Annotated in this window: 11 protein-coding genes and 3 tRNA genes; 1 reads left to right on the top strand and 13 read right to left on the bottom strand. The window is 68.6% G+C overall.

Annotation, left to right across the window (positions count from 1 at the left end; genetic code table 11):
- Positions 1-48: 48 nt before the first annotated feature.
- The 13 genes from yajC to ABD172_RS09670 all read right to left on the bottom strand — a co-directional run bounded on the left by yajC (position 49) and on the right by ABD172_RS09670 (position 10923).
- Positions 49-450: a preprotein translocase subunit YajC gene (gene yajC / locus ABD172_RS09610; protein WP_344309115.1), complete on the bottom strand. Its 402-nt coding sequence runs from the start codon at positions 448-450 to the stop codon at positions 49-51.
- A gap of 132 nt (positions 451-582) precedes the next feature.
- Entirely contained in the window at positions 583-1650 is a 1068-nt protein-coding gene (ruvB, locus tag ABD172_RS09615; RefSeq protein ID WP_344309117.1) for a Holliday junction branch migration DNA helicase RuvB, read from the bottom strand.
- Entirely contained in the window at positions 1647-2276 is a 630-nt protein-coding gene (gene ruvA, locus ABD172_RS09620; protein WP_344309119.1) for a Holliday junction branch migration protein RuvA, read from the bottom strand. Before ruvA ends, ruvB begins: the two co-directional genes overlap by 4 nt.
- A 106-nt stretch (positions 2277-2382) precedes the next feature.
- On the bottom strand, positions 2383-2982 hold the full coding sequence (gene ruvC / locus ABD172_RS09625; protein WP_344309120.1) for a crossover junction endodeoxyribonuclease RuvC: 600 nt from the start codon (positions 2980-2982) through the stop codon (positions 2383-2385).
- A 2-nt stretch (positions 2983-2984) separates the two neighbouring features.
- Positions 2985-3743 carry a YebC/PmpR family DNA-binding transcriptional regulator gene (locus tag ABD172_RS09630; RefSeq protein WP_344309121.1) on the bottom strand — a complete coding sequence of 253 codons (759 nt, stop codon included), beginning with the start codon at positions 3741-3743 and terminating at the stop codon, positions 2985-2987.
- An 88-nt stretch (positions 3744-3831) separates the two neighbouring features.
- Positions 3832-4335 carry an NUDIX hydrolase gene (locus tag ABD172_RS09635; protein ID WP_344309122.1) on the bottom strand — a complete coding sequence of 168 codons (504 nt, stop codon included), beginning with the start codon at positions 4333-4335 and terminating at the stop codon, positions 3832-3834.
- Between the two features lie 159 nt (positions 4336-4494).
- Complete coding sequence (locus ABD172_RS09640) at positions 4495-6459, bottom strand: alpha/beta hydrolase family protein (RefSeq protein WP_344309123.1); 1965 nt, start codon at positions 6457-6459, stop codon at positions 4495-4497.
- Positions 6456-7115: an HIT family protein gene (locus ABD172_RS09645; RefSeq protein ID WP_344309124.1), complete on the bottom strand. Its 660-nt coding sequence runs from the start codon at positions 7113-7115 to the stop codon at positions 6456-6458. Before ABD172_RS09645 ends, ABD172_RS09640 begins: the two co-directional genes overlap by 4 nt.
- Before the next feature lie 2 nt (positions 7116-7117).
- The gene (gene thrS / locus ABD172_RS09650) at positions 7118-9142 is read right to left on the bottom strand and encodes a threonine--tRNA ligase (protein ID WP_344309125.1); all 2025 of its coding nucleotides are present in this window, start codon (positions 9140-9142) and stop codon (positions 7118-7120) included.
- A gap of 154 nt (positions 9143-9296) precedes the next feature.
- The gene (locus ABD172_RS09655) at positions 9297-10400 is read right to left on the bottom strand and encodes a DUF4190 domain-containing protein (protein WP_344309126.1); all 1104 of its coding nucleotides are present in this window, start codon (positions 10398-10400) and stop codon (positions 9297-9299) included.
- A gap of 241 nt (positions 10401-10641) precedes the next feature.
- Positions 10642-10713: transfer RNA gene (locus tag ABD172_RS09660), tRNA-Val, on the bottom strand.
- A 46-nt stretch (positions 10714-10759) separates the two neighbouring features.
- Positions 10760-10830: transfer RNA gene (locus tag ABD172_RS09665), tRNA-Cys, on the bottom strand.
- Positions 10831-10850: 20 nt separating this feature from the next.
- A tRNA-Gly gene (locus ABD172_RS09670) sits at positions 10851-10923 on the bottom strand.
- A 300-nt stretch (positions 10924-11223) separates the two neighbouring features.
- On the opposite strand from ABD172_RS09670, the gene ABD172_RS09675 reads away from it, so the two are divergent.
- The gene (locus ABD172_RS09675; RefSeq protein WP_344309127.1) at positions 11224-11928 is read left to right on the top strand and encodes a phosphoadenylyl-sulfate reductase; all 705 of its coding nucleotides are present in this window, start codon (positions 11224-11226) and stop codon (positions 11926-11928) included.
- Positions 11929-12080 lie beyond the last annotated feature (152 nt).

A 12080-nucleotide genomic window follows, 5' to 3' on the forward strand; every position in this document is an offset into this window, starting at 1 on the left:
GGCCCGGCGGCGAAGAGGAGGTCGAACGGGAAGGGGGGGNNNCGGGGCTCAGCGCTTGTCGTCGTCGCCGAACGGACCGCCGGTCGGGCGGTCGTCGTCACGGCCGAACGGTCCGGGTGCGTCGGTGTCCTTCGCGTCGGAGGAGTCCGCACCGAACGACGAGGCGGAGTCCGCGGTGGGCTCCGCGACGACCGGGGCCTCGACCTGTCCTATCGCCTGGCGGTGGACGACGAGCGTGGTGCCCGGGGTCGATTCGATCGTCACCTTGTTGGCGTCGCTGTCGACCGAGACGACGGTGCCGTAGAGGCCGAAGGTCGTCATGACGGTGGCACCGGGCACGAGGCGCTCGGCCATCTGCTCCTGCTGCGCCTTCCGCTTCCGGTTCGAGTTGAACATGAAGAAGATGAGCAGCGCTCCGAGAGCGAGGAGCATGATCATGGAGAGGTCCACGAGGGGCCTTTCTGTCGGAAGAAGGGTGTTCGGTGCGCCAGTCTACCGGCCGGGAACAACCCGCTGCCCCAGCCGGCACGGAGGTGCCCACGAGCGAAGCCGTACCCGTCCGAGGGGTGCGGCACGCGGTGCTCAGACCGTGGGGATCGTGTCCGGCGGGGTGAGCCCGAGGTGCCGCCACCCCTCGACGGTCGCGATCCGACCGCGCGGGGTCCGGGAGAGCAGACCCTCGCGGACGAGGAAGGGTTCCGCGACCTCCCCGACGGTGTCGGGTTCCTCGCCGACGGAGACCGCGAGGGTGTTGAGGCCGACCGGTCCCCCGCCGAAGCGACGGCACAGGGCGGAGAGCACGCTGCGGTCGAGCCTGTCGAGTCCGCGTTCGTCCACCTCGTACACGAGAAGTGCGGCCTTCGCCGCCTCGAGGTCGACGATCCCCCGGCCGCGCACCTGGGCCCAGTCGCGCACGCGGCGCAACAGCCGGTTCGCGATACGCGGGGTACCGCGGGACCGCCCGGCGATCTCCCCCAGCCCGCCGGGGGTCGCCTCGATCCCGAGCATCCGGGCCGACCGGGTGAGTACCGTCTGCAGGTCCTCGATCGAGTAGAAGTCGAGATGTCCGGTGAACCCGAAGCGGTCCCGCAGCGGCGCCGGGAGCAGCCCCGAACGGGTGGTGGCCCCGACGAGGGTGAAGGGCGGGAGGTCGAGGGGGATCGCGGTCGCACCGGGACCCTTGCCGACGATGACGTCGACCCGGAAGTCCTCCATCGCGACGTAGAGCATCTCCTCGGCGGCCCGGGCGACCCGGTGGATCTCGTCGATGAAGAGGACCTCCCCCTCCTCGAGGGAGGAGAGGATCGCAGCGAGATCACCCGCGTGCTGCACGGCCGGCCCCGAGGTGACGCGGATCTGAGAGCCCATGTCGGCCGCGATGATCATCGCGAGGGTCGTCTTGCCGAGGCCGGGAGGGCCCGAGAGGAGCACGTGGTCCGGCGCCTTGCCGCGGACCTTCGCGGCGTCGAGGACGAGGGACAGCTGGTCCCGTACCTGGGGCTGCCCCACGAACTCGGCGAGGCCCTTCGGGCGGAGTGCTGCCTCCTGGACGCGCTCGGCGTCGTCCGCCCCGGCGCCGGTGAGACGCTGGAGTTCGGGGCCCGTGGGGCCGGACTCCCCGAACTCGACCTCGTAGCTCCCGGGTGTCATCCACGACCTCCGAGGTGCTTGAGCGCGGCCCGCAGGAGACCGGAGACGTCGTCCTCGGCCACGCTGCCGGAGATCGCGTCGACGGCCTTCTCGGCGTCCGAGGTCTTCCAGCCCAGACCCTCGAGCGCCTCGACGACCTGGGAGGCAGCGGCGGACCGACCCGTCTCCGGTTCCTCCGCGACGGGAGTTCCTCCGGACGCGGCGACCGGAAGGTCCCCGCCCGGCAGGGAGTCGAGTTTGCCGGCGAGTTCGAGCAGGAGGCGGGCGGCGACCTTCTTGCCGATCCCGGGAACGGCGATGAACGCCTTGTCGTCCTCCGCCCGGACCGCCCGCCGCAGTTCCGCCGGGGAGAGCACGGCGGTGATCGCGAGGGCGAGTTTCGGACCGATCCCGGAGATCGTCTGGAGGACCTCGAAGAGATCGCGTTCGTCCTCGGACCCGAAACCGAAGAGGGTGAGCGAGTCCTCGCGGACGACGAGGAAGGTGTGGAGTTCGGTCTCCTGACCGTGCCGCAGCGAGAGCGCGAGAGCCGGCGACACGAGGACCTTCCGGCCGACACCCTGCGTGACGAGCGTGACGCTGTCGGGGCGGATGCTGTGCACGTAACCGTGAAGAAGGGTGATCACTCGAACTCCTGTGGGAACTGATGTACGAATAGGAGTCTAGGGCATGGCACGGACGGTGCACGGTCCGCTCGTGAACCCGGCGCGACCGCGCTGCCGCGATCTCCGCTCATTCGCGGGAGCGGCGGATCGCCCGTGCCCACTGTTCCTGAGCACGGGTGAGCCCGGATCCCTGGCGGCCCTGCGCCTGGCGGGCCAGCAGGTCCTTCGTCGCCCCCGGGGTGCTCGTCGCCGCCGAGGCGCCGCGCCACAGATGGCAGATCGCGAGTGCGAGGGCGTCCGCGGCGTCCGCCGGTCGCGGCGGGGCGTCGAGCTTGAGGATCCGTGTGACCATGTGGGTCATCTGTTTCTTGTCGGCCCGACCGTTGCCGGTCACCGCGGCCTTGACCTCCGAGGGCGTGTGCATCGCGACGGGCAGTCCGCGGCGCGCGGCGAGGCCCATCGTGAGGCCCGAGGCCTGAGCGGTTCCCATGATCGTCGACACGTCGTTGCGGGCGAACACCCGTTCGATGCTCACCACGTCCGGGCGGTGCGTGTCGAGGAAGGAGTCGAACGCCTCGGCGAGGGCGCCGAGGCGGACGTCGACCGAGGCGTCGGCCGGGGTCCGGACGACGTCCACCGCGACGAGCCGCGCGGTCCGGGCGTTCCCGGCGTCGATGACCCCGAGCCCACAACGGGTGAGCCCGGGGTCGACTCCGAGGATGCGCACGCTCAGTCTTCGGCGTCGAGCTGCGCGAGGACCTCGTCGGACACGTCGGCGTTCGAGTAGACGTTCTGCACCTCGTCGCTGTCCTCGAGGGCGTCGATGAGGTTGAAGACCTTCTTCGCGGTCTCCGCGTCGAGCGGGACCTCGAGGTTCGGCACGAACGCGGCCTCCGCCGAGTCGTAGTCGATCCCGGCGTCCTGGAGCGCGGTCCGGACCGCCACGAGGTCGGTGGCCTCGCAGATGATCTCGAAGGTGTCGCCGCTCTCCTTGACCTCCTCGGCACCCGCGTCGAGCGTCGCCTCGAGGATCGTGTCCTCGTCGGTACCCTCGGCGGGGACGACGATGACGCCCTTGCGGTTGAAGTTGTAGGCGACCGAACCCGGATCCGCCATCGAACCGCCGTTGCGGGTCACCGCGACGCGGACCTCCGCAGCGGCCCGGTTGCGATTGTCGGTGAGGCACTCGATGAGCAGTGCGACGCCGCCCTGTGCGTAGCCCTCGTACATGATGGTCTCGTAGGAGACACCGCCGCCGTCGAGGCCCGCGCCGCGCTTGACCGCACGGTCGATGTTGTCATTGGGGACCGAGGACTTCTTCGCCTTCTGGATCGCGTCGAAGAGGGTCGGGTTGCCTCCGACGTCGGCACCACCGTTGCGTGCGGCGACCTCGATGTTCTTGATGAGCTTCGCGAAGAGCTTGCCCCGCTTGGCATCGATCGCGGCCTTCTTGTGCTTGGTGGTGGCCCATTTGGAGTGACCTGACACGAATGACTCCTCGTGATTGGCGGATGACTTCGAGGGTCCATTCTAGTCACCGCGCGTGCCCGGGCCGCACATGCGCGCCGCCGACCCCTCAGCGACGGAGGTCGTGGAGGCTGTCCCCGAGGTCGAGCGGGACCGCCGGGGTCTCGCCCCGGTGGACGAGGTCGACGAGTTCGCCGAGCCGCGCCGGGTACACGGTCTCGCCGGTGGAATCGAGTTCGGAACGCGGCCACCACCGCCACTGGTCGATCGTCTTCTTCTCCGTGTCGGTCCACACCGCGTCGTCGAGGTCGAGGTCCTCGTCGATCCGCAGCCCGTAGAACACCTCGTGCTGGTGGAAGGAACGGTCGGAGTACTCGATGAGAACGGTGTGCTCCGCGATCGGTCCGATGAGGGCGCAGGGGTCGCACTCGAGTCCGGTCTCCTCCGCGAGTTCCCGGGCCGCCGTCTGGAGCGGCGACTCCCCGAGGTCCGCTCCCCCACCGCACGTCATCCAGCGGTGGCTCGCGGGGTCGTAGAGATCCGAGACTCGCAGGAGGAAGACGTCCCCTGCTTCGTTCAGCAGGACGACGCGGGCGGCCTGACGCACTTTCACGTGTTTCCTCCTCGGGATCCTCCACCGGTGGCGGAGACGGACGCGGGACGACATGCCCGGGTGACGACGGGGAGCATGGACGCGGGGCGTCCGGCGGAGTCGAGGAAGGTACTGCCGCCGGACGGTCCCGCGCTCACGCGGGGAACGGGACGCGCGGGATCATGCCCCGGCGGCCGGCGCGAGGTGGGTGGTCCACCAGTCGAGCATCGCCTCGAAGCGCTGGACGCGGTGACGCGGCTGACCCGACCGGGAGAGTTCGTGGTTCTCCCCCGGGAAGACGAGCATCTCCGCGGTGACGCCGGCGCGTTGGAGCGCCGCGAAGTACTGCTGCGCCTGCTCGAGCGGGCACCGGAAGTCGAGTTCCGAGTGCATGACGAGGGTCGTCGTCCGGGTCGACCTCGCACGTTCGAGCGGGGACTGGCGGCGGATGTTGTCCGTGTCCGTGCCCGTGTACTGCTCGCTGAAGTACCGACCGATGTCGGAGGTACCGACGAAGGAGTCCGGCACGAGGTATCCCCGTTCGACGATCGCGGCCCGGAACCGGTGGTCGGCACCGATGATCATCGAGGTGAGATATCCGCCGTAGGAGCCGCCCTGCACACCGAGTCGCTCACCGTCGAGTTCCGGATGCGCGGCGAGAGCGGCCTCGAGCACCGCGAGCACGTCGGCCGCCGCGGGATCCGCGAAATCGCCCTGCACGGCCTTGCCCCATGCGTGGCCGCGTCCGGCGGATCCGCGCGGGTTCGAGTAGACGACCGCGAACCCGGCGGCGGTGAGCACCTGGGTCTCGTCGAAGAACCCGTGGGTGTACTGCGCGAAGGGGCCGCCGTGGATGTTGAGGACGACGGGGAACGGCCCCTCACCGTGCGGGATCGCGACCCAGCCGTGCACGTCACCGAGCGGGGTGGGTGCACTCACCGGCTGCGGGAGCACCGCGTTCTCGGGTGCCCCGGGATCCGCGAGGAGTGCGGGCGCGGCCGCGGCATCCCCGGTCGCGGAGAGCGCATACACCGCGCCGGGTGTCGTCGGGGTCACCGCGGTGTACACGAGGCGGCCTGAGTCGAGAGCGAAACCGGTGACGACGTGGTCGGCGGGCGAGAGGATGTCGAGGTCGGCGTACGCGAGTGCACCGGCCCCGCCGGTGGACACGTCGAGCGGGATCCGGACGATGCGCTCGGCACCGTCGTCGACGAGCGTCATGTAGGCGATGCCGTCGCGGACCACGAGGTTCCCCGCGAGGTCGACGTCGACGTCCGAGGTGAGACGCCGGGTGGTGCCGGTCCTCCGGTCGTGGACGAAGAGGCCACCGAGCTGGGCCACGAAATCGGTCCGACCGCTCGGCAGTGCCGCCCCGAGGAAGACGAGGGTGTCGTCGTCCGCCCACACGTGGGACCGGACGGTGACCTCGCCGAGCTCGAGCGGGCTCGCCTCGGCCTCCCCGACGATCCACACGGTGGCACGGAGGTCGAGGACCGCGTCGTCGACCGGATAGGCGGCGACGACGGAGAGCACGGATCCCGAGGGCGAGTACTGGGGATCACGGACGTCACGGCCCGGGTGCGGGAGCGCCACGGCCTCGGGAACGTCCTCTCCCCCGAGCAGGCCGGTGGCGGCGAGGCCCGGTTCGGTGAGGTCGACCCGGAACAGGGTCGCCGGGCGGTCGAGGGTCCATCCGACCCCGTTCGAGAAGGACACGGCCCGGCCGAACCGGCGGGGCGCCTCGGCGGTGGCGGGAACGAGCGGGTCCGTGCCGTAGCGGCCCTCCTCGGGGACGCGGGAGACGAACACGGCCTCGGTGCCCGAGGGGGCGAGGGCGAACTCGGTGACGCCGAGGTGCTGGTCGCTCACCCGGCGGACGGCGCCCGGGTGCGCACCGACGTGGAGCTGCGGGGCGCCCTCGGTTCCCTTCCGCAGCAGACCGAAGACTCCCCCGGCGGTGTCGAGGTGGGAGTCGTTCCAGCCGTGCGAGACGCGAGCGGGAGCACCGTCCTCACCGAAGGCGAACACCTGCGAGAGGTAGGAGTTCGTGTCGAGGTGGGGCCGGGACAGCTCGGCGAGGACCGTGCCGTCGGTCACGAGTGGGTTGCTCGCGGAGACGAGGAGTTCGATGGACTCGGGCTTCATAGGGTTTCCCATGCTTTCGAATACAGTTCCCGCACCTGGGAATGGACCTGGGGCAGGGCCTTGGTGCGGGCGACGATCGGGAGGAAATTGGCGTCCCCGGACCAACGGGGCACCACGTGCTGATGGAGATGTGCGGCGATCCCGGCGCCGGCGACCGCACCCTGGTTCATGCCCAGGTTGAAGCCGTCGGGACCGGAGACGCTGCGGACCACCTGCATCGACCGCTGGGTGAACTCCGCGAGCTCCACCGTTTCCTCGGGCGTGAGGTCGGTGTAGTCCGCGACGTGGCGGTAGGGGCAGATGAGCAGGTGGCCGGGGTTGTAGGGATAGAGGTTGAGAACCGCGTACACGGCCTTGCCGCGGGCGACGACGAGGCCCTCCTCGTCGGGCTTGCCGGGAGCCGCGCAGAACGGGCACTGCTTCTCGGAGGAGTCGAGCGGCTTGTCCTGACCGCCGATGTACACCATCCGGTGCGGGGTCCACAGGCGCTGGAAGCCGTCGGGTTCGCCGGGGAACCCGGCCGCCGCCTCGGCCTCCGTCGCCGGATAACCGGGATCGGCAGGGGTCCCGGGCCCCACCGGGGCCGAGGCGCCGGTGGGGTCCGGAGAGGACGTGGGGTCTGCCCGGGTGCGGGGATCCGAGGAGGAGTCGGTCATCGTCACACCTGGGCGCGGGTCGCGATGGCCTCGGTGATCGTCGTGATCGCGTCCGCGACCGGCACGCCGTTCTCCTGGCTGCCGTCACGGAAGCGGAAGGACACCGCCTGCGCGTCCCGGTCCTCGCCGCCGACGATGAGGGTGTAGGGCACCTTCGACTTCGAGGCATTGCGGATCTTCTTCGGGAAGCGGTCGTCCGAGGAATCGACGTCGACCCGGACACCCGCGGCGCGCAACTGTGCGGCGACCTCGTCCGCGTAGGGCAGGAACTCCTCGGCCACCGGGACCATCGTCACCTGCACCGGCGAGAGCCAGACCGGGAACGCGCCGGCGTAGTGCTCGACGAGGACCCCCATGAAGCGTTCGATCGAACCGAACTTCGCAGAGTGGATCATGACCGGCTGCTTGCGGGTGCCGTCGGAGGCCTGGTACTCGAGTCCGAACCGCTCGGGCTGATTGAAGTCGTACTGGACGGTGGACATCTGCCAGGTCCGGCCGATCGCGTCCTTCGCCTGGACGGAGATCTTCGGGCCGTAGTACGCCGCACCGCCCGGGTCCGGGACGAGGTCGAGACCGGTCTCCGTCGCGACCTCCTCGAGGATGCGGGTCGCCTCCGCCCACTGCTCGTCGGAACCGATGAACTTGTCCTTCTTCCTGCCGTCCTCGTCACGGGTCGACAGTTCGATGTAGAAGTCGTCGAGTCCGAAGTCGCGCAGCAGGCCGAGGATGAAGTTCAGGAGGTGACGGATCTCGTCCGCCGCGGACTCCTGCGTGACGTACGAGTGCGAGTCGTCCTGCGCGAAGCCGCGCACGCGGGTGAGTCCGTGGATGACGCCGGAGGGCTCGTAGCGGTACACCGACCCGAACTCGAAGAGGCGCAGCGGGAGTTCCCGGTAGGAGCGACCGCGCGAGCGGTAGATGAGGTTGTGCATGGGGCAGTTCATCGCCTTGAGGCGGTACGGCTGGCCGGCCTTGGTGACCTCACCGTTCTCATCGCGTTCCTCGTCGACGGCCAGCGCCGGGAACATGCCGTCGGCGTAGTACGGCAGGTGCCCGGAGGTGTGGAACAGCTCCTCCTTCGAGATGTGGGGGGTGCCCACGTACTCGAAACCGGCCTTGATGTGCGCCTCACGGACGTAATCCTCCATGACGCGCTTGATGATGCCGCCCTTGGGGTGGAAGACCGGAAGCCCGGACCCGAGCTCGTCGGGGAACGAGAAGAGGTCGAGTTCGACACCGAGTTTGCGGTGGTCGCGCTTCTCCGCCTCCGCGATCCGGGTCTGGTACGCCTTGAGATCGTCCTTCGTCGCCCACGCGGTGCCGTACACGCGCTGGAGCGAGTCGTTCGCCTGGTCACCGCGCCAGTAGGCCGCGGAGGCCTTCGTCACGGCGAATCCGTTGCCGATGTGCTTCGTGCTCGGCAGGTGGGGGCCGCGGCAGAGGTCCTGCCACACGACCTCGCCCTTGCGATTGCGGTTCTCGTACACCGTGAGTTCGCCGGCACCGACCTCGACCGAGGCCTCCGCGTCGCCACTGTCGCCGCCGTCGCCGATCTTCGCCTTGTCGCCGATGAGTTCGAGCTTGAAGGGCTCGTTCGCCATGCGGGTGCGCGCCTCGTCCTCGGTGACGACGACGCGGTGGAAGGTCTGACCCTCCTTGACGATCCGCTGGGCCTTCTTCTCGATGGCCTTGAGGTCCTCGGGGGTGAAGGGGTTCTCGACCTTGAAGTCGAAGTAGAAACCGTCGGTGATGTAGGGGCCGATGCCGAGCTTCGTGCCGGGGAAGAGTTCCTGGACCGCTTGGGCGACGACGTGTCCGGTCGAGTGCCGGAGGATGTCGAGGCCGGCCTGGTCCTGCAGGGTGATCGGCTCGACCGTGTCCCCGGCGGAGATCTCCCGGGAGAGGTCCGCGGGCTGTCCGTTGAGCATGATCGCCACGACGTCCTTGCGGCTCTCGAACAGGGTGGTCCCCGTCGTGCCCTCCTCGAACGGGATGTCGGTTCCGTCGAGATGAATGATGTCGGGCACGAAAGGCTCCTCGCGTCGTGTCGCTGACCAATACGGGGTGATCGGCAACGGTGGTGTGATGTGCATGTGAAGTCTAACGCCCCGCACGGAAGCGTCCGTGCGGGGCGTCAGGGGGTGGGGCGTCGGGGTGGTCCTGCTCCGTGTACGGAGCCGATCAGCCCTGGGTGAAGGTGACGGGGTCCGCGTCGTAGTCCTGCATGAACTCGATCTCGACACCGGCGAGGTCCTCGGCCGGGATCTCGTACGCGAACTTGTACTCGCCCGAGTAACCCGGGCGGATCGTCGGCTGGTCGTAGAAGACGAGGCTGCCGGAGTAGTCGAGCGAGTAGATGGCGGTGCACGTACGCCCGGAGGGGAGCACGCAGTCCAGGTTCGCGTTCTCGAGGGAGAATTCCTCGTCGGAGTCGTTCGTGATCGTGAGGACGAACTCGGTCGGATCGCCGTCGCCGGCGAGCAACTCCCTGTCGATCTCGTCGAGCTGGGCGGGACCGACGGACATCGTCGCGGTGACACCCTCGTCGAGTTCCACGCCCTCACCGGCCGGTGCTGCGGCGGTGTCGCCGCCATCCGCGGACTCCGTCGCCGTCGGGTCACCGGCGGCCTCGGTCGCGGCCGGATCCGATCCGGAACCCGCACCCGCACCGGTGGAACCGGAATCGGAGGTTTCCACGGTGGAGGTGTCCGGGCCGCCCGTCGTGGTGGTCGTCGTGGACGTGTTGGCGATGATCGCGATGAAGAAGATCGTCCACACGATCGTGAGGACCACGGCGACGAAGCCCATGATGATGCCGGTGATCGACAGACCCTTGTTCGTCGCGAGACCGTTCTTCACGGCCTTGAGACCGACGAAACCGGCGATGATCGCGAAGATGCCGATGAGGCCGCCGATCCAGCCGAACGCCGAGACGATGCCGATGATGCCGGCGATGAGCGCGAGGATGCCCCAGATGTTCTTCGAGGTGTTGCCCCCGCCGGAACCCTGTGAGTAGGAGCCGTAGGGATCGTTCGGGCCACCCGGGTTCGCCGGGGTGAACTGGTCGTTCCCGAAACCCTGATCGGCCCCGTAACCCTGGCCCGCGTAGGAGGGCTGGGAGCCGTAGGACGGCTGGGAACCGTAACCGGGCTGACCGTTCGGGGCTGCGTAGGGATCGGACTGGCCTGCGCCGGAGCCACCTCCGTACTGCGGGGCGGACGGCTGCGAGCCGTAGGAGTCGGATCCGGATCCGTACGGATCGTTCGGGTTGTACGGGGTGGACATGGCTCTCCCTCGTCGAGGACTGGATGTCGGGAATGCGGACATCAACGTTCTCTCCGAGTCTACTGGGATGTCACCCCGTACGACGCGTGGGTCGACGTGCCGTTCCCGACATGCACTGCGCCACAGAAAATGCATGCACCACCGGGAACCCGTGCACGCGAGGGACCATGGAAGGAGAAACACGAATGGCCCGGACTCCTCGAGTCCGGGCCATTCGTCCGTGCTTCTGTCGTGCACTCCGTGCGCGATACTGGGATCGAACCAGTGACCTCTTCCGTGTCAGGGAAGCGCGCTACCGCTGCGCCAATCGCGCTCATCCTCATGGATGCGCTGTCCAGTACCGTGACCGGCTGGATCCGAGGTGGAGACGGGATTCGAACCCGCGTATACGGCTTTGCAGGCCGCTGCCTCGCCTCTCGGCCACCCCACCGTGCTCTATTCAGTACTGCGAGCGGATGACGGGACTCGAACCCGCGACCCTCACCTTGGCAAGGTGATGCTCTACCAACTGAGCCACATCCGCGAACCGGCGAAATCCTCGCCGCTCCTGCTGCCCCGTTCGCCGTGGCAACGAGGAATAACTCTATACGACCACGGACGCGCTGCCAAATCCAGAACCACATGCGCGTGATTCGGGTCCGAGGCCAGCATCCATGCGGGCAACAGGGGCCTTGACCTGCACCTTCACCCACTCCTGGCCGCGAATTCCTGTCGTGGCCTCGCTCACACGCCCGACGATACCCACCCCGATCACGGCCTCTCCCCTCGTGCCGCTCACCCGTCATTCACCACCGGTCCACCCGACACCGTTAGGGTGGCATGCGTGACCGTTCAACTCTCGACGTGGAAGAACTTCGCAGCCCTGGCCGAGGAGGCCGCTGCGGCACTCGACACCGCCGGCCCGACCGGGATCGTCGAATGGGCCGTCCGCACGTTCGGGGAACGCCTGTGCCTCACCTCGTCGATGTCGGACTCTGTCCTCATCGACGTGGCGACGAAGGTCGATCCGGACATCGCGGTGGTCTTCCTCGACACGGGCTACCACTTCCCCGAGACCCTCCGGACCCGGGACGAGGTGGCTGCCCGTTATCGCCTCGATCTCACGGTCCTCTCCCCCGCACAGTCGGTGCCCGAGCAGGATGTGGAGTTCGGTCCGGAACTCCACCGGCGGGATCCCGACCTGTGCTGCTGGAGGCGCAAGGTCGAACCGCTCGAACGCGGGCTTGAGCCCTATCACGCATGGATGTCCGGCATCCGTCGCGACGAGACCCCCGAACGGGCGAACACCGCGGTGGTCGAATGGGACGCGAACCGCATGATGGTGAAGGTGAACCCGCTGGCGAATCTCACCCAGGCGGACGTGGACCGGTACATCACCGAGAACGACATCGTGCGCAACCCGCTTCTCGACCGCGGGTACCCCTCGATCGGGTGCGCTCCGTGCACGCGGCGCGTCGCGCCGGGTGAGGATCCCCGTTCGGGTCGCTGGGCCGGCACCGGCAAGACCGAGTGCGGTCTGCACCTCTGACGCCGCGCTGCAGCTCCCATGCTTCCGCGGAGAGAAACCGAATCGCTTTCCCTTTCGCGTGGAGCCCTTTCGCGCGGGGCGAACGGATTCGTTGTGCTTCCTCGAAACCGTTGGCATCCCACGACGTAGATGCAGAAGGCCCGGACTCGAGG

The organism is Brevibacterium samyangense, assembly GCF_039529845.1.
Taxonomy (GTDB): Bacteria; Actinomycetota; Actinomycetes; order Actinomycetales; family Brevibacteriaceae; genus Brevibacterium; species Brevibacterium samyangense.